At 38.9% G+C, this 16,538-nt stretch carries 17 protein-coding genes; 13 read left to right on the top strand and 4 right to left on the bottom strand.

Going from position 1 to position 16,538, the window contains the following annotated elements:
- Nucleotides 1–51 precede the first annotated feature (51 nt).
- The gene (locus ACYT6F_RS15295; protein WP_472598494.1) at nucleotides 52–375 is read right to left on the bottom strand and encodes a translation initiation factor; all 324 of its coding nucleotides are present in this window, start codon (nucleotides 373–375) and stop codon (nucleotides 52–54) included.
- 163 nt (nucleotides 376–538) lie between these two features.
- Between ACYT6F_RS15295 and gpmI the strand changes: the two genes are divergently transcribed.
- The 5 genes from gpmI to ACYT6F_RS15270 all read left to right on the top strand — a co-directional run bounded on the left by gpmI (nucleotide 539) and on the right by ACYT6F_RS15270 (nucleotide 5,386).
- Nucleotides 539–2,080 (top strand): 2,3-bisphosphoglycerate-independent phosphoglycerate mutase, encoded by a 1,542-nt coding sequence (gene gpmI, locus ACYT6F_RS15290; RefSeq protein WP_472598493.1) that lies wholly within the window; start codon nucleotides 539–541, stop codon nucleotides 2,078–2,080.
- Between the two features lie 140 nt (nucleotides 2,081–2,220).
- Nucleotides 2,221–3,201: an acyl-ACP desaturase gene (locus ACYT6F_RS15285; protein ID WP_472598492.1), complete on the top strand. Its 981-nt coding sequence runs from the start codon at nucleotides 2,221–2,223 to the stop codon at nucleotides 3,199–3,201.
- Nucleotides 3,202–3,293: 92 nt separating this feature from the next.
- Nucleotides 3,294–3,722 carry a BT0820 family HAD-type phosphatase gene (locus ACYT6F_RS15280; RefSeq protein ID WP_472598491.1) on the top strand — a complete coding sequence of 143 codons (429 nt, stop codon included), beginning with the start codon at nucleotides 3,294–3,296 and terminating at the stop codon, nucleotides 3,720–3,722.
- Between the two features lie 86 nt (nucleotides 3,723–3,808).
- A complete protein-coding gene (gene map / locus ACYT6F_RS15275; RefSeq protein ID WP_029293020.1) occupies nucleotides 3,809–4,618 on the top strand; it encodes a type I methionyl aminopeptidase in 810 nt (269 codons plus the stop codon).
- On the top strand, nucleotides 4,619–5,386 hold the full coding sequence (locus tag ACYT6F_RS15270; protein ID WP_472598490.1) for a class I SAM-dependent methyltransferase: 768 nt from the start codon (nucleotides 4,619–4,621) through the stop codon (nucleotides 5,384–5,386).
- 41 nt (nucleotides 5,387–5,427) lie between these two features.
- Here ACYT6F_RS15270 and ACYT6F_RS15265 read toward each other — a convergent pair whose 3' ends face one another.
- From ACYT6F_RS15265 to ACYT6F_RS15255, 3 genes are read right to left on the bottom strand one after another with little or no spacing between them, the layout of a single operon-like run.
- Nucleotides 5,428–6,144 (bottom strand): T9SS type A sorting domain-containing protein, encoded by a 717-nt coding sequence (locus ACYT6F_RS15265; protein WP_472598489.1) that lies wholly within the window; start codon nucleotides 6,142–6,144, stop codon nucleotides 5,428–5,430.
- A 44-nt stretch (nucleotides 6,145–6,188) separates the two neighbouring features.
- Nucleotides 6,189–6,518: a DMT family transporter gene (locus ACYT6F_RS15260; RefSeq protein WP_472598488.1), complete on the bottom strand. Its 330-nt coding sequence runs from the start codon at nucleotides 6,516–6,518 to the stop codon at nucleotides 6,189–6,191.
- 51 nt (nucleotides 6,519–6,569) lie between these two features.
- Nucleotides 6,570–7,166 carry a Crp/Fnr family transcriptional regulator gene (locus tag ACYT6F_RS15255; protein WP_472598487.1) on the bottom strand — a complete coding sequence of 199 codons (597 nt, stop codon included), beginning with the start codon at nucleotides 7,164–7,166 and terminating at the stop codon, nucleotides 6,570–6,572.
- 203 nt (nucleotides 7,167–7,369) lie between these two features.
- On the opposite strand from ACYT6F_RS15255, the gene ACYT6F_RS15250 reads away from it, so the two are divergent.
- The 8 genes from ACYT6F_RS15250 to ACYT6F_RS15215 all read left to right on the top strand — a co-directional run bounded on the left by ACYT6F_RS15250 (nucleotide 7,370) and on the right by ACYT6F_RS15215 (nucleotide 16,532).
- Entirely contained in the window at nucleotides 7,370–7,570 is a 201-nt protein-coding gene (locus tag ACYT6F_RS15250) for a hypothetical protein (protein WP_472598486.1), read from the top strand.
- A gap of 20 nt (nucleotides 7,571–7,590) precedes the next feature.
- Complete coding sequence (locus ACYT6F_RS15245; RefSeq protein WP_472598485.1) at nucleotides 7,591–8,406, top strand: Type 1 glutamine amidotransferase-like domain-containing protein; 816 nt, start codon at nucleotides 7,591–7,593, stop codon at nucleotides 8,404–8,406.
- A gap of 13 nt (nucleotides 8,407–8,419) precedes the next feature.
- Nucleotides 8,420–9,253, top strand: a complete 834-nt coding sequence (locus ACYT6F_RS15240; protein ID WP_472598484.1) for a cyanophycinase — start codon at nucleotides 8,420–8,422, stop codon at nucleotides 9,251–9,253.
- Nucleotides 9,254–9,649: 396 nt separating this feature from the next.
- Nucleotides 9,650–11,125, top strand: a complete 1,476-nt coding sequence (locus tag ACYT6F_RS15235; protein ID WP_472598483.1) for a hybrid sensor histidine kinase/response regulator — start codon at nucleotides 9,650–9,652, stop codon at nucleotides 11,123–11,125.
- Between the two features lie 6 nt (nucleotides 11,126–11,131).
- Entirely contained in the window at nucleotides 11,132–14,743 is a 3,612-nt protein-coding gene (locus ACYT6F_RS15230) for a response regulator (RefSeq protein ID WP_472598482.1), read from the top strand.
- A gap of 15 nt (nucleotides 14,744–14,758) precedes the next feature.
- Nucleotides 14,759–15,124, top strand: a complete 366-nt coding sequence (locus ACYT6F_RS15225; RefSeq protein WP_472598481.1) for a response regulator — start codon at nucleotides 14,759–14,761, stop codon at nucleotides 15,122–15,124.
- Complete coding sequence (locus ACYT6F_RS15220; protein ID WP_472598480.1) at nucleotides 15,124–15,954, top strand: CheR family methyltransferase; 831 nt, start codon at nucleotides 15,124–15,126, stop codon at nucleotides 15,952–15,954. Before ACYT6F_RS15225 ends, ACYT6F_RS15220 begins: the two co-directional genes overlap by 1 nt.
- The gene (locus ACYT6F_RS15215; RefSeq protein WP_472598479.1) at nucleotides 15,954–16,532 is read left to right on the top strand and encodes a chemotaxis protein CheB; all 579 of its coding nucleotides are present in this window, start codon (nucleotides 15,954–15,956) and stop codon (nucleotides 16,530–16,532) included. The genes ACYT6F_RS15220 and ACYT6F_RS15215 overlap by 1 nt, the downstream gene beginning before the upstream one ends.
- Nucleotides 16,533–16,538: the final 6 nt, after the last annotated feature.

Below are 16,538 nucleotides of genomic sequence, written 5' to 3'. Positions count from 1 at the left end.
TCATTCAATCCTTGCGATCCTCGCGTGTGAAACAAGTTTTATTAAACAAATCTATCCGCCGACCCTTTTGGTCTTATATCCCATTTCTTTAAGGATATTCATTATTTTATCACGGTTATCCCCCTGTATGATGATCGTGCCGTCCTTTTCAGAACCACCGATTCCTAAGGTGGTTTTTATCTTTTTTGATATTTTCTTCAGTTCCTCTTCCGTGCCTTCCCAGCCTTCAACAATCGTTACAGGTTTACCGTTTCTGCCTTTCTTTTCAAATTTGCAAATCAAAGGCTCTTTCTGTCTGAATTGTTCTTCAGGCATCTCAAAATCCTGCTCCTCATGCTCAGGAAAGAGGTTTTTCAGTTGGTCTCTTAAATCCATATTGCAAAATTAATAAAATATTTAAGTCAAAAAAATAGATAACAGCTCCAAGCCTTCAAACGTTTTGAAACCCCTGAAGGTTAAATTTAAATAAATTTTAAGTACACCGATTCTTTCATTCATTTCAAAATAAATAAATTTGTAATACAAAAGTTTATACAAAATGTCAAAAAAAGCAATATTAGCAATCCTTGACGGATGGGGATTGGGGATGAATCCTGACGTTTCAGCAATTGATAAAGCCAACACACCATTTATAGATAACTGCCTTAAAAATTTTCCGCATACCACCCTTGAAGCAAGCGGTCTGGCGGTAGGTTTACCTGCAGGACAAATGGGAAATTCCGAAGTGGGACACATGAATCTCGGAGCCGGAAGAGTAGTGTATCAGAATCTGGTGAAACTGAACATGGCGGTAGAAAACGGCTCTTTAGGCCAGCAGAAAGTCATTCAGGACGCATTTGAATATGCTAAAAGAGAAAATAAAAAAGTACACTTTATCGGTTTGGTTTCCGATGGAGGCGTGCATTCCCATATCAATCACCTTAAAGGTCTTCTTACAGCAGCACACGAATTCGGATTGCGTGAAAATGTATTTGTTCATGCTTTTACAGACGGTCGCGACTGCGATCCTCATTCCGGAAAAGGTTTTATTGAAGATCTTCAGGAACATATGATAAAAACTGTAGGTAAGCTTGCTTCTGTTGTAGGAAGATATTACGCGATGGACAGAGATAAACGATGGGAACGTGTAAAAATTGCTTACGATGCAATGGTGGAAGGAGTAGGAGCGCAGACAACTAATGCTTTGCTGGAAATTCAGAAGTCGTATGACGAAAACATTACCGACGAGTTCATGAAGCCAATTATCATGATTGATTCTACAGCCATCGGAAATGTGGTTCCTATCGCCAAGATTACAGATCATGATGTTGTTATCTGTTTTAATTTCCGTACAGACAGAGGGCGTGAAATCACAGAAGTACTTACACAGCATGATAATCCTGAATATTTCATGAGAAAACTGCCGTTGTATTATGTCACATTGACGAATTATGACAAGACTTTCCAGAATGTTCATGTTGTTTTTGATGAAGAAGTCCTTCACGAAACCATGGGTGAAATTCTTGAAAGAAATCACAAAACACAGATCAGAATAGCAGAAACTGAAAAATACCCTCACGTGACGTTTTTCTTTTCAGGAGGACGAGAAGAACCTTTCAACGGAGAAAAAAGACTGCTTTGCCCGAGTCCTAAAGATGTTCCTACCTACGATCTTAAACCCGAAATGTCTGCCCACGATATTACCAATGCCATTCTTCCGGAACTGGAAAATGAGACGGCAGATTTTATATGTTTAAATTTCGCCAATACCGACATGGTAGGTCATACCGGTGTATTTTCAGCGGCTGTAAAAGCAGCAGAAACCGTAGATCAGTGTATTGAAAAAGTAGCAACAACAGCTTATGAACACGGTTACGCAGTTTTCATTCTGGCTGATCATGGGAATTCCGATGTAATGATCAATCCAGACGGTTCACCGAATACCCAGCACTCAACCAATCTTGTTCCTTTCATCGTGATGGATAAAGATCATACCTGGAACCTTAAACCGGGTAAACTGGGAGATGTTGCACCAACCATTCTGAAAGTAATGGGTGTCGAGATACCGGAGATCATGACAGGAGATATTTTAGTGAGTTAAATTAATGCTATTAGATAAAATTGCCGTTATAAGTGATATAGCGGCATTTTTTATGATTAATGTCAGAAGATTTAACAGTTTATTATGTTCTAAATAATAAATAAAAACTTAAATTTGCAAATTAAACCTAAATTTATAAAATGTATCAAAAGCTTGTTAGGAAAGAAGTAATGGGAATTTTGGAAAAGGAAGTGGGCTCTTTTCTGGATAAATTTTTAACGCCAATCGAAAAAATATGGCAGCCTTCTGATTATCTTCCGGATCCTTCAAGCGCAGACTTTAAATACGATCTTGAAGAAATTCAGACGTTTGCCCGGGAAATGCCCTACGATCTTTTTGTAACACTGATCGGTGACTGCATCACAGAGGAAGCTTTGCCTTCCTACGAATCATGGTTAATGGGTGTAGACGGTGTAGATCAGGAACAGAGAGAAGTTGGCTGGGCACACTGGGTAAGAGCCTGGACTGCCGAAGAAAACAGACACGGGGACCTTTTGAGCAAATATCTTTATTTGTGCGGAAGAGTAAACATGAGAGAGGTTGAAGTAACCACTCAATACCTTATTAATGACGGTTTTGATTTGGGAACAAGTATGGATCCGTACAGAAACTTCATCTACACAAGTTTTCAGGAAACAGCTACCAATATTTCCCACAGAAGAGTAGGGACGCTTGCAAAGCAGTCCGGAAACGGAAAGCTTGCTAAAATGTGCGGGGTTATTGCAGCCGATGAAGCAAGACACGCTAAAGCATACAAGCATTTTGTGGCAAAAATCCTGGAAATCGATCCTTCGGAAATGATCCTTGCTTTTGAAGATATGATGCGCAAGAAAATTGTAATGCCTGCTCACATGATGAGACAGTCCGGACAGAAAGCCGGTGAGCTTTGGGGCCATTTCTCAGATGCTGCACAAAGATGTATGGTGTACACAGGTCAGGATTACATCAACATTATGAAAGAACTTCTTGACGAATGGAAAATAGAACACGTTAAAGGTCTTAATGAAAAAGCCGAAAAAGCTCAGGAATACCTGATGAAACTTCCGGCGAGACTTCAGAAAATCACAGACCGGATCTCGACTCCCGACCTGCAGTTCCAGTTCAGCTGGGTTAAAAGCTAGTCTATATCATTAAATTATAAAAGTAAGAGTGCCGGATTATATTTGGCACTTTTTATTTGTATCTTTGCGTTTTTAAAAAATAAATTCACAGGATGAATAATAAAAAAATTGCTGTTGATTTCGACGGAACCATTGTTGACGATGCATATCCGGCGATTGGCAAACCGAAAATTTTCGCTTTTGAAACATTAAAAAAACTTCAGTCAGAAGGATACAGACTTATATTATGGACCTATCGCCACGGGAAAACATTAGATGAGGCCGTAGAATTCTGTATGAAAAACGGTATTGAATTTTATGCGGTAAATTCCAGCTTTGAGGGAGAAGTTTTTGATTCTGAAAATCAATCGAGAAAAATAGATGCAGACTGGTTTATCGACGACAGGAACTTAGGCGGTTTTCCGGGTTGGGGCGAAATCTATAATATTATTCAGGAAAGAATAGAGTTCCGCGTAGAAGGAAAAGAAGTTTTGGCTTATTCAAAACTTAAAAAAGAAAAAAAGAAAGGATTATTCTGGTAAAGAATAAATCTAACAATATAACAATGTAAGAGTTTACCAATTTTGATTGTTACATTGTTAAATTTTTAAATTGTTACATTAGTTACATGATTCAGTTAAAAACAATAGACGAGCTTCGTCTTATGAAAGAAAGCGCCCGTTTGGTTTCCAGAACGTTAGGGATGCTGGCAAAAGAAATTAAACCCGGAATTACCACTTTATATTTAGATAAACTGGCGCACGATTTTATCAAAGATCACGGTGCAGAGCCTGCATTTTTAGGATATGGAGGATTTCCCTATTCACTTTGCATTTCGCCGAATGAGCAGGTTGTTCACGGCTTTCCAAGCAAAGAAGAAATAAAAGAAGGTGATGTGCTTTCCGTGGACTGTGGTGCTGTTTTAAATGGTTTTGTGGGCGATCATGCCTACACTTTTGAAATCGGTGAAGTGAAGCCTGAAACCAAAAAGCTTCTGAAAGTTGCCAAAGAATCTCTTTACAAAGGAATTGAGCAGTGTATCAGAGGAAAAAGAATAGGGGATATTTCTCATGCAATCCAGGCTCATTGTGAAAAAGAAGGCTACGGCGTGGTAAGAGAGCTTGTAGGTCATGGTGTGGGAAGACAGATGCATGAAGACCCTCAGGTTCCCAATTACGGAAGACAGGGTAGCGGAAAGGTTATCAAAGACGGTCTTACGATTGCGATCGAACCGATGATCAATCTGGGTACTGAAAAAGTAAAATTCCATAATGACGGCTGGACGGTAACCACGCTCGACAATCAGCCATCTGCACATTTCGAACATGATGTGGCGGTAATCAACGGAAAACCGGTATTGCTTTCCACTTTTCAGTATATTTACGATGCCCTGGGTATCGAAAGCGATGAAGAAAAAGCTTTCCAACTGGATTTTTAAATGAAAAAGGTCGCCAAACTTTTATTAAATAAAATTCCCCGTCCTATGCTGATTAACCTAAGTATCTGGGCGAGGCCGCTCATTTACCGGCTTTTCAAAGGAGACCGCTTTGTAGATCCTATTGACGGACGGTCGTACAGGAAGTTTCTTCCGTACGGATACGGCAAGCAGCGGGAAAATGCTTTGTCACCGGGAACCTTAAGCCTTGAAAGACACCGCCAGATGTGGCTGTACCTTCAGAATGAAACGGATTTTTTTATTAAAAATCATAAAGTTTTGCACATTGCTCCCGAACAGGAATTCCTCAGAAAGTTTAAACGGATGAGGAACCTGGATTATATTTCGGCAGATCTCTTTTCGCCCATTGTAGATGTAAAGGCAGATATTCTCGATCTTCCTTTTGCAGATGAAAGCTTTGATATCATTTTCTGTAATCATGTTTTGGAACATATTGTGGATGATTCCAGGGCGATGAGCGAACTGTACAGGGTGCTGAAACCGGGAGGCTGGGGCATTTTACAGGTTCCTATGAAGAATGCTCTTGAAAAAACCTATGAAGATTTCACGATCACAGATCCAAAGGAACGGCAGAAGCATTTCGGGCAGTATGATCACGTTCGCTGGTACGGAATGGATTACTTTGCAAGACTTCAGAAAGCAGGTTTTGAAACGGAAGCTAATTTCTATTCTCAGCAGTTTTCAGATGAAGAAATTGAAAGATACGGTCTCAGGAAAAATGAAATTCTGCCTATTGTGTATAAAAGATAAAAAAACGTCTCCAAACCGGAGACGTTTTTTATTATAACTATTTATTCTTTAATAAATTTCAGGGGTTTCGATCCTTTTATGATTACAATATACTGTCCTTTAGCAAAATGCTGAGTATCAATTTTGAACTTTTCACCGGATGTTTCTCCTGTGGAAATAAGTTTTCCTGTTACATCAAAAATTTGAAAAGGCATTCCTTTTTCCGCATGTTCAATCATCAGGTTTTCCTTTACAGGATTTTGTGCGATCAGAAATGCTTCTTTCAGGAGATTTTCTTTTGTTGCCAGAAATGAATTGGTATTGTTGTAATAAATTTTGTCACCGTTTGAATTTTTCGTTATGATCAAAACTTTATCGGAACCGTTATTTACAATTTCATAGGTAAACGTTTCTGCCACCGGAATAATGTAGAAATTCTGATGTTTCTGGTCATAGTTATTAACAGCGGTCTGATTATTTCCTCCGTACATGGAAAGGGTACAGGCTGCATTAGTTTTAGAAAAACTGTTCATTCCGGAAGCAAATGATATTTCCAGCTGACAATTATTAAAATGTTTTGAATTAAAAGCATAGCCGCTGCCCAAACCTCCCGAAATCGTTATGAAATCTGATTTCGACAAAGGTATATCCATTGCGGGCGTTGTGGTCGTCTGTCCGTTATCAATTATTTTGGAAATATACCAGTTATTATTAAATAATTCCGCGTTCTGAGCGGAAAGCACATTGCCGGCAAGCAATAAAAGTAAGATCTTTTTCATGGTTAATAATTTCTTTCCAAATTTAGTAAATAAAAAGAATAAAATTAATGAGAAGAAACCGCTTTCAAACCGACAACAGAACCAATCAGGGTTATAATAAAGAATATTCTCCAGAAGCTTACGGGATCTTTAAAAAAGAAAATTCCCATTAATACGGTTCCTACCGCACCGATTCCGGTCCATACCGCATAAGCTGTTCCGATAGGAAGAGTCTGGGTAGCTTTGATGAGCAAAAGCATGCTTATCGTAAGAGAGATCAGGAAACCTCCGAACCAAAGGTACATGGTTGTTCCACTTGTTTCTTTTACTTTTCCCAGGCATGATGCAAAGGCAACTTCAAATAATCCTGCAATAATTAAGATGATCCAATTCATTTTTTTAAGTTTCTTCCGGCAAAGTTCAGCATTTAAAAGCAATTTTGCCATTTAAATGAATATTTTCCTGTTAATGATTTTAAGAAAACCTTCCTTTTCAAGCTTTTTAATAGTCCGGATTACAGTTTCTACCCTTAACGCAGTTATGGAAGCTATATCTTTCCGTGTGAGCGGAACTTCAAATGAAAACTGTGCCTGATTTGCGCTAAAACTTTTCTGGTAGTTCAGTGCCCCTTTTATACGGACATCAGGTCTCAGGGAAGTATTATTCTCCAGCATGATATACTTAAAGTAGAGACGTTCGGATAAAAATTTATTGATGTCTCTCGAAATTTGGGTATTCTCGTCCAGGAGCCTGATAAAATCACTTTTCGGAAGTTTCAGTACAGTGGTTTCTTCAAATGTAATGGCATTCACCGGGTATTTTTCGTCGATAAATAATAAAAGCTCACATACACTCAATCCTTTATTCAAAATCGCAAGAATAAGCTCTTTTCCGTCTTCATCGTAATGATTGAGTTTTATTCTGCCTTTTACGATCTGGTAATAATATTTCGGCGTGCTGCCTTCCTCGAAAATTACATACGCAGGATCCAGGTCTTCCACTTCCGCGCCGTAAGACATTAAGAGTTGTTCTTCAATTAACATAGATATAAGGTTTTAGTTGAACCGTGAGATACCACAGTTTTGCATGTATTAAAATGAAACAGTCTTTATTGTGATTAAGATCATAAATATACATCTATATTTTTAAAAAAGCTGTAGTAAATTATACATCATCTCATTGTGACTTACATCATAAAATGATTACTTATTATTTGATAAGTTTGAGAAGATTAAATTTTAAATATATGAAAAAACTGATTCTTACTGCATGTGATATAACATTACTTACAGCATGCACAAAATCCGAAACACAGTACATTGACCAGGCCAACAAAGAACAAAGCGTAAACAACCGTGATTCAGATACCATCAATACACTGGAGCAGCGGTCGGATACAGTTCGAATGCAGGATAGTCTCAAGGATGTACGTACCGATAATGAGTAATCAACTTTAAAAGTTTTGATATGATTCCAAAAGGAAAGCTTATTATGATCAGAAATACAGATGCTGTAAATGCTGAAAACAAACAACAAACAGACGGACAATTCTTTTTGCATCAGATATTTCAACTGTTATGCGGCAGAAAAGATGTGTCTATAGAGCTTATCAGTACAGCATCGGATCATAAAGAACAGATCGAAAAAAAATATTCCGAAGAACTCCTGGCTGCAGGCTACCAAAATTTTAACTTCCTGTACCTTAATCAGGAAGAGAATCAGGATGAAAAAGTATCGTCCAGACTTATCGGAGCTAAAGTTGTAATCTTTACCGACGAACAGCCCGAGCTTTGCGAAGTGCTGAGAGATTCTTCGATCCTTAAACTTTTATACCGCAAATATCTTTTGGAAGAAGATTTTACTGTTGTCGGCATTAATGTTGGCGCTATGTGCATTTCCGGCATTTTCATGAAAGATTCTGGAGTGAACGACGGGCTGGGTTTTATCAACACCTGTATTATTGATACCCGGTTTGATCATAAGACGCGTTTTAAAAATCTCATTAAAAATGTTATTCTGAATAATGAATATTTTGGTCTCGGCCTGAGCGAAAATACGGCTCTTATTATTGAGGAAGGAACCAAAGTGCTTTGTAAGGGAAGTGGTTCGGTAATGCTTATCAACGCAAGAAATGTAAAAAAAATCAATGCTAACGATTTTGATAAAGGAAACACGATGTTTGTAAAAAATCTGAAGGGACACATTCTTGTAGACGGATGCATGCTGAATCTCACAAATGGCGAAGTTGTCAATACCGGATACAAAGCTTCAGTCAGTAACTAACACAATTTACGAGATGGCAAAAGGACGATTATTAATCATAGGAGGCAAGGAAGATAAAGAAGGTAACCACTCTGAAATGGAAGACAGGAACAGGGATTTTTCACCTCATGAAATTCTGAAGCTTCTGGCCGTATCAAAGGCCGACCGTATCGAGGTTATTACATCAGCCAGCTCCGAGCCGGAGAGCATTCGTGAAACTTATGCCAAAACATTTAACGAAATAGGATATTCCAACTTCGATTTTTTGGATATCTGCGATGATCAGGTGCATACGGATTATCAGTTTAAAAGAGTCTCCGCTGCAAAAACCGTATTTTTCACGGGTGGTGACCAGGCGAGGATTTATGAGAAATTAAAACAATCTGCATTACGCCATCTTCTGAAAGAAAAATATACCAATGAGAAAGATTTCACGATTGCAGGAACAAGTGCGGGAGCGATGTGCATACCCGAAATTATCATTATGGAAGCCGAAAACGGTGAAGCAATGCTCGAACATGATATCGAACTGAATTCTGGGCTGGGATTTATTGATAACTGCATTATCGATACCCATTTTATACATCGGGCAAGATTTGGGAGGCTGGCGCATGCTGTCATCCTTCATCGCCATTGCTGGGGAATCGGTCTGGGTGAAGATACGGCACTGCTTATTGAAGAAGGGGCTAAGGCAACCTGTCGCGGATCAGGAATGGTGTGGCTGCTGAATGCAGAAAATATCGGGCATACTAATATTGATACCGCAGAAAAAGGATCTCCCATCTATACCGAAAACCTAACAATACATATATTAACCGATAACTGTATGTTTGATTTTAATAAAAAAATCTTTAAAGGTGCAGAATAGAAATTTAAATAATAGATTCTTAACAGCTAATGCTTACATCTTGCTAATTCAATTCAAAAACAATAAACCCCTGTATTTACAGGGGTTTAAAATTTGAAAGTATATATTTAAGTGAAAAAGTGTTGCCAGTCAATATTCAAACACTGTGCCGTGAATTATAGTTTTTGAAGAAAATTTTCTGAGTTTTTTAAATTTTTAGTTAAAATAATTTCTAAAATATTGATTTAGTGGAATAAATATTGCTTCGTCTTTTAAAATTTTTTTTCAATGTTAAATTATATTCATAATAATGACACGCACATGCGGATAATCATGAAAATAGTAGTGGTTTTCGGAATATTGTGAGTATTTTTGATGCTGAACTAAATATAATTAATTACTGATTTTTATATTTCTATGATCTTAATTGTTGATGATAACCAGAGTAACCTCTATTCACTGAAAAAATTGCTGGAATCAAAAGATTTCCAGGTGGATACGGCTGACTCCGGAGAGGAAGCGTTGGGAAAAGCACTGAAGAATGATTATGCCTTAATTATTTTAGATGTACAGATGCCCGATATGGATGGCTTCGAAGTTGCTGAAACGCTCGCAGGCTACAGCAAAACGAAAGAAGTGCCCATTATATTTCTGTCTGCGGTAAATACCGAGAAAAGATTTATTACGCGTGGCTACGCTTCAGGAGGTAAAGACTACGTGACAAAACCCGTAGATCCGGAAATTCTTATGCTGAAGGTGAAAACTTTCTACAGCCTTCAGGAGCAGAATCTTGCGATGAAAAAAACGCAGCAGAGTCTGGAGCTTGAAGTAAAAGGAAGAAGAGAGTCGCAGGTTACCATGAAGTCACAGATCGATCATTTTCACCTCATGCTGGAATCATTGCCGCAGATCGCCTTCACTCTGAATGAAGAAGGAACTGTGGATTTTGTAAACTGCAAATGGCATCAATACTCCGGATCTGCAGAACAGTTCCCGGAAACCCATCCTGATGATTTCAACATTAAAGAAGAACTGGACCGCTGCAGGAAAAAAGAAACTGCTCTGGAACTTGAGGTGAGAATCAAAAACGTGGAGTCCGGAAACTACCGTTACCACCTTCTTCGGGTGACTCCGGTGTATGAAGGAGATCAAATTAAGAACTGGGTAGGAACTTTTACAGATATCGACGATCAGAAAAAAGTAGAAAAGGAAAAAGATGAATTCCTGAGTATTGCGAGCCATGAGCTCAAAACTCCTTTAACCAGCATCAAAGCATACGTTCAGCTGCTGGAAAGAAAACTTAAGCTTGATAAAGAAAGCGCCGAAGCAGGTTTTGTAACCAAAGTTCAGGACCAGATCGAAAAACTCAATACCCTGATTACCGATTTGCTCGATGTTTCCAAAATAGAAAACGGCAAGCTGAAAATCACCAAAAAACCAACCAATCTGGAAAGTGTCATCAGCAATGCTATCGACACGATTCTTCAGACCCACGATGAAAACCGTGTAAAAATAAAACGCGACGGTATAAAACCCGACATTCTTATTCCGCTTGACGAAATCCGTATCGAGCAGGTTTTAATCAACTTTTTAACAAACGCCATAAAATATTCTCCCAAAAACAATCAGGTAATCGTTACTACTTTTGTAGATGAAGAAGAGCAGGAAGTAAAGGTGAACGTCACCGATTTCGGAATCGGTATACCAGATTTCAAACAGGAAGCTGTTTTCCGTAAGTTCTATCGTGTTGAAGAATCTTCCCTGCAGTTTCAGGGGATGGGAATAGGATTATTCATCTGTTCGGAAATCATTAAGCAGCATCACGGAAGTATTGGTGTTTCCAGTAAAGTAGATGAAGGATCTACGTTTTATTTCACATTACCATTAAATTAATTTTCAATGCCGAAAAAAATTATAAGAAATCTTCAGTTTGGAGTAGGGCTTTCATTAGTAATCCTGATTGCGAGTTCCGTTGCATCTTATGTAAGCATCCAAAAACAGATGGACAACCGCGAGAGCCTTTCCAGGAGCAGGAGGTCCATTACTGCCGTAAAAGATGTTTTAATTTCGCTATTGGACGCAGAAACGGGAAACAGAGGATATCAGCTTACCGGAAGGGAAAATTTCCTTGATCCATTTAACCGAAGCCTTATTGAGTTTCCAAAGGCAATAGAACGGGCCAAAAACCTCGATATTACCGATGACAAGCAGATCAGCAGGCTGCACGAGCTGGAAAGAAATGTTAATACAAATATTTCAAATCTCAAACATTTTGTAGAGAATAGAAAAAAGGGAGTTGTCATGAGCCAGCAGCAGGTTCTTATGAGCAAATCGTACATGGACAGATGCCGCAAAATTGTTCAGGAATTTGTACAATACGAAGAGGTTCAGCTTGCTATTAAAAATAAAGATCTCAACAGATCATCCAATACGACGGTTTTATTCATTATATTTTCTGCTATTGCTGCCATTGTGGTTACCACATTCTTTTATTTAAAATTAAGAGCAGATCTTATCAGAAGAGATAAACTGGAAAAAGCTCTTCAGGCTAAAGATATTGAGATCAGCAAAAGAGTAAGTGCGATTCAGCAGATTGCGAACAGAGTAGCGAACGGAGATTACAGCCAGAGAGCGGTAGACAACTCTCAGGATGACCTCGGGGATCTCGCCGAATCACTGAATCATATGACCGAATCACTGAAAATTTCTTTCGACAAGATCAATGCCAGCGACTGGCGCCAGAAAGGACTTGCATTACTCAACGAATCCCTTATGGGAAACAAATCGGTACAGGAAGTTTCAGATAATGCTCTTCAGCAGATCATTGATTACGGAAAATGCATCAATGGATCCCTTTATATTTATGATGAAGGAATGCTGAAGCTGAAAGCAGCTTTCGGTCTGGAAAACAATATGAAAAAGTTCTTTGAGCCTGGAGAAGGCATGGTAGGACAAACTTTCATCAGTGAAAAAACACAGGTCTATAACAATCTGCATGAAGATGATTTTGTAGTAACATTTGCAAGCAGCACGATAAAAATTTACGGAATATTATTGCTGCCGGTTTTTGCAGACGGCAACGTTATCGGTGTCCTGGAATTGGGATCTACCAATAATTTTGACGAAAGCAGAATTGATTATTTCGTTGAATGTACGAGAAATATCGGGGTCGCTTTGAGTGCGGCAAAAAGCCGTGAAAAAGAACAGCAGCTTCTTGAAGAGACCCAGGCACAGTCTGAAGAACTGCAGGTACAGCATTCTGAACTGGAAAACCTCAACACGGAACTTGAAGCCCAGACCCAAAAGCTTCAGGCTTCAGAAGAAGAATTGAAAGTACAGCAGGAAGAATTAATGCAGGCCAATGCAGAGCTTGAAGAGAGATCAAGGCTGCTGGAAGAGAAAAACCATCTGATTGCAGAACGCAACAGTGAGATTCAGAAAAAAGTGGAAGAGCTTGCTTTAAGCACAAAATACAAATCGGAATTCCTTGCAAATATGTCTCATGAATTGCGTACCCCGCTTAATTCAATTCTTCTTTTATCACGTCTGATGGCTGAAAATCCGGAAGAAAACCTCAATGAAGATCAGATCGAATCAGCCAAGGTAATTCAGAGTTCAGGAAGCAGTCTTCTAACGTTAATTGATGAAATTCTTGATCTTGCCAAAATAGAATCCGGGAAAATGACACTGGAATATCAGGATGTAGAAATCAATGATATTGTAAAAGATTTAAAAAATCTCTTTAATCCGGTATTCCAGGAAAAAAGGCTTCAGTTTAACGTGCAGATTGATCATGAGCTGAGCAGCACACTTGAAACCGATCGTTTAAGAGTAGACCAGGTTTTGAGAAACTTATTGTCAAATGCTCTGAAGTTTACTACCGAAGGAAGCATTGATTTACATATCAGAAAAGATGATAAAAAGAAAGACTTTATTGTATTCTCTGTAAAAGATACAGGAATCGGTATTGCGGAAGACAAGCAGAGAATTATTTTCGAAGCATTCCAGCAGGCAGACGGTTCCACCAGAAGAAAATTCGGTGGTACTGGTCTGGGGTTATCAATCAGCAGGGAAATCGCAAGACTTCTGGGCGGTGAGCTTACTCTGGAAAGTAAAGTGAATGAAGGAAGCGAATTTAGCCTTATCATTCCTGTAAAAGCAGTTACTGAAATTGAACATGTGGAGACCGATCAGGATCTTGTTGAGATTATCCGTGAAGATGTTGTTGAAATAAAAAATATTCTGGATGATGGGGAAGAAGAATATTACAATACCATCAATGCTTTAGAAATTCCTGAGGATGTAGATGACGACAGAGAAAGCATTCAGGATGGTGATAAAGTAATTCTCATTATTGAAGACGATACCAATTTTGCCAAAGCGCTGCTGAAATATGCCCGTATGCAGAATTATAAAGCTGTTGTAGTAGTGCGGGGAGATCACGGTCTGTCGGCAGCATTACAATACCGGCCGCACGCTATTCTGCTTGATGTTCAGCTTCCCGTAAAAGACGGGTGGCAGGTAATGGATGAACTTAAATCAAATCCTGAAACCAAACATATTCCGGTGCATATGATGTCCGTACTGCATGTTAAAAAGGAAAGTCTGATGAAGGGAGCTATTGACTTTATTAATAAGCCGGTAGCCCTGGATCAGATGACCGAAGTTTTCAGAAAAATTGAAGAAGTGCTCACCACATCTCCGCAGAAAGTACTTATTGTCGAAGAAAATGCGAAACATGCCAGTGCGCTTTCTTACTTCCTTGGCAATTTCAACATCTCGTTATCGGTGCAAAACAATGTAGAAGACAGTGTGAAAGCACTGACCACCGATCATGTAGACTGTGTGATTCTTGACATCGGATCTTCAAAAGGAGATGAATACGAAATCATTGAATCCATAAAGAGTTATGAAGGCCTGGAAAACTTACCGATCATTATTTTTACTGAACAGAATTTATCTAAATCAGAAGAATTGAAAATAAAGCAGTATGCAGATTCTATCGTGGTAAAAACGGCACATTCTTATCAGAGAATTCTGGATGAAGTAGGCTTGTTCCTTCATTTGGTTGAAGAAAAAAACAATTCTCCTGAAACTGTAAGAAGTAAAACCCTTGGATCTTTAACCGAAGTATTAAGCGATAAAAAAATACTGATCACCGATGATGATGTACGGAATATATTTTCACTTACAAAAGCACTCGAAAAATATAAAGTGGAAGTAGTGGTGGCCATGGACGGAAAGCATGCCCTGCAGCAGATCAAAGAACATCCGGACGTAGATGTTATCCTGATGGATATGATGATGCCGGAAATGGATGGCTACGAAACCATTAAGCAGATCAGAAAAATGCCGATGTTTACAAGGCTTCCGATTATTGCCATCACCGCAAAATCAATGATCGGGGAACGTGAAAAATGCATCACTGCCGGAGCTTCGGACTATATTTCGAAACCGGTGGATATTGATCAGCTATTATCTTTACTTAGAGTTTGGTTATATGAAATGTAAACAGCTAAAATTCTGATGAACAAAAAAGTTTTAATTGTGGACGATGATCCGCGAAATATATTTGCCCTTAGGCTCACCCTGAAATCCCGCGGATATCAGATTGAAAGCTGTACAATGGCTCAGGAAGCGATTGATATCCTGAACAACGACAATCAGTTTACCGTCGTTCTCATGGATATGATGATGCCGGAGATGGACGGTTATGAAGCCATCAGAATAATAAAAAGCACGCCTTCCATCAGCGAAGTGCCTGTAATTGCCGTTACAGCGCAGGCCATGCCGGAAGACCGCCAGAAATGCCTTGATGCCGGAGCATACGATTATGTATCAAAACCGATAGATGTGGATCAGTTAATCAATGCCATAGAAAAATTACCGTAATGCTGGAACCTAGTATCATAAAAGATGAAGAGGTAGAATACTTGATTAAAGATGTTTATGATATGTATGGCTACGATTTTTCCGAATACAGCAGAGCGTCTTTTAAGCGCAGGGTAAACCGTATCTGCCTCATAGATCGTTTTACCAGCTTTGCCGAGCTGCGATACACCATTCTGAATGATCCGGAATATCTGAAGCGTTTTATAGAAGAAATTACTGTGAACGTTACCGAGATGTTCCGTGATCCGGTATTCTTTAAAGCCTTAAGAGAAAAAATACTGCCTCAGCTGGGAACGTATCCGCTGATAAGAATCTGGGTGGCCGGATGTTCAACCGGAGAGGAAGCATACTCCATAGCCATTCTCCTTAAAGAAGCCAATCTTTATCATAAATCACTCATTTACGGAACGGATCTTAATCCTTCGGTGCTGGAAACGGCCAGATCCGGGATTTTTCCGTTGCAGCAGATGAAATTATACTCGGAAAATTATATTTTATCCGGCGGAAAAAAAGACTTTTCGGATTATTATACTGCTAATTATGACAGCGTAAGATTTGATAAAAGCTTACAGGAGAAGTTGATTTTATCTACCCATAACCTTGTTTCAGACAGCTCCTTCAACAGTTTTCAGCTGATTGTATGCAGGAATGTACTGATCTATTTTGACCGTGGCCTGCAGGAAAGAGTGTTCCGTTTATTTGATAACAGTCTGGAAAATTTAGGTTTTTTAGCATTAGGTGCGAAAGAAACACTAAGATTTTCTAAATTAGATGAAAATTATCATCAGGTTGATGATCAGAGGATCTGGAAAAAATTGGATCACAATTAATGATATCGAACAAAGAAAATAGTAAAGCAGAATTAATAGTTATCGGCGGCTCCGCAGGAAGTCTTAAGGTTATTCTTGAGATGATTAAAAAATTGAATGATCATATCAATGTCTCTGTATTGCTGGTGCTGCACAGAAAAGCGCATTCAACCAATATCCTCCAGGCACTGCTTCAGCAGCTGTCGCCTCTGGAAGTTGTAGAAATAGATGATAAAACGGAGATTGAAAGCAATAAAATTTATATCACGCCAGCAGATTATCATCTTCTTTTTGAAAATAAAAAAATAATGTCACTGGACAGCTCGGAGAAAATGAACTATTCCCGTCCGTCAATTGACGTTACCTTCAAGTCGGCTGCTGAGATTTATGGTGAAAGCCTGATCGGCGTACTTTTATCAGGTGCTAATGCCGACGGCGTCGAAGGCCTGGAATACATCAAAAAAAATAAGGGAAAAGTATGGATTCAGGACCCTGAAACGGCAGAAGTAGACTATATGCCCCGCCATGCCATAGAAGCTGTGAAATATGATAAGATCATACAGCCTCATGAACTCGCCGGATATATTAATCAATTATAAAAATAA

It is taken from the genome of Chryseobacterium sp. NG-CE01 (genome assembly GCF_055695505.1).
The sequence above is the reverse complement of the archived record's forward strand: the minus strand, read 5'-3'. Positions and strand labels throughout refer to the sequence as shown.

What these genes read in the sequence shown, in the direction of transcription:
- ACYT6F_RS15295 (WP_472598494.1), bottom strand. Translation starts at nt 375, where the DNA reads ATGGATTTAAGAGACCAACTGAAAAACCTCTTTCCTGAGCATGAGGAG.
- gpmI (WP_472598493.1), top strand. Translation starts at nt 539, where the DNA reads ATGTCAAAAAAAGCAATATTAGCAATCCTTGACGGATGGGGATTGGGG.
- ACYT6F_RS15285 (WP_472598492.1), top strand. Translation starts at nt 2,221, where the DNA reads ATGTATCAAAAGCTTGTTAGGAAAGAAGTAATGGGAATTTTGGAAAAG.
- ACYT6F_RS15280 (WP_472598491.1), top strand. Translation starts at nt 3,294, where the DNA reads ATGAATAATAAAAAAATTGCTGTTGATTTCGACGGAACCATTGTTGAC.
- map (WP_029293020.1), top strand. Translation starts at nt 3,809, where the DNA reads ATGATTCAGTTAAAAACAATAGACGAGCTTCGTCTTATGAAAGAAAGC.
- ACYT6F_RS15270 (WP_472598490.1), top strand. Translation starts at nt 4,619, where the DNA reads ATGAAAAAGGTCGCCAAACTTTTATTAAATAAAATTCCCCGTCCTATG.
- ACYT6F_RS15265 (WP_472598489.1), bottom strand. Translation starts at nt 6,144, where the DNA reads ATGAAAAAGATCTTACTTTTATTGCTTGCCGGCAATGTGCTTTCCGCT.
- ACYT6F_RS15260 (WP_472598488.1), bottom strand. Translation starts at nt 6,518, where the DNA reads ATGAATTGGATCATCTTAATTATTGCAGGATTATTTGAAGTTGCCTTT.
- ACYT6F_RS15255 (WP_472598487.1), bottom strand. Translation starts at nt 7,166, where the DNA reads ATGTTAATTGAAGAACAACTCTTAATGTCTTACGGCGCGGAAGTGGAA.
- ACYT6F_RS15250 (WP_472598486.1), top strand. Translation starts at nt 7,370, where the DNA reads ATGAAAAAACTGATTCTTACTGCATGTGATATAACATTACTTACAGCA.
- ACYT6F_RS15245 (WP_472598485.1), top strand. Translation starts at nt 7,591, where the DNA reads ATGATTCCAAAAGGAAAGCTTATTATGATCAGAAATACAGATGCTGTA.
- ACYT6F_RS15240 (WP_472598484.1), top strand. Translation starts at nt 8,420, where the DNA reads ATGGCAAAAGGACGATTATTAATCATAGGAGGCAAGGAAGATAAAGAA.
- ACYT6F_RS15235 (WP_472598483.1), top strand. Translation starts at nt 9,650, where the DNA reads ATGATCTTAATTGTTGATGATAACCAGAGTAACCTCTATTCACTGAAA.
- ACYT6F_RS15230 (WP_472598482.1), top strand. Translation starts at nt 11,132, where the DNA reads ATGCCGAAAAAAATTATAAGAAATCTTCAGTTTGGAGTAGGGCTTTCA.
- ACYT6F_RS15225 (WP_472598481.1), top strand. Translation starts at nt 14,759, where the DNA reads ATGAACAAAAAAGTTTTAATTGTGGACGATGATCCGCGAAATATATTT.
- ACYT6F_RS15220 (WP_472598480.1), top strand. Translation starts at nt 15,124, where the DNA reads ATGCTGGAACCTAGTATCATAAAAGATGAAGAGGTAGAATACTTGATT.
- ACYT6F_RS15215 (WP_472598479.1), top strand. Translation starts at nt 15,954, where the DNA reads ATGATATCGAACAAAGAAAATAGTAAAGCAGAATTAATAGTTATCGGC.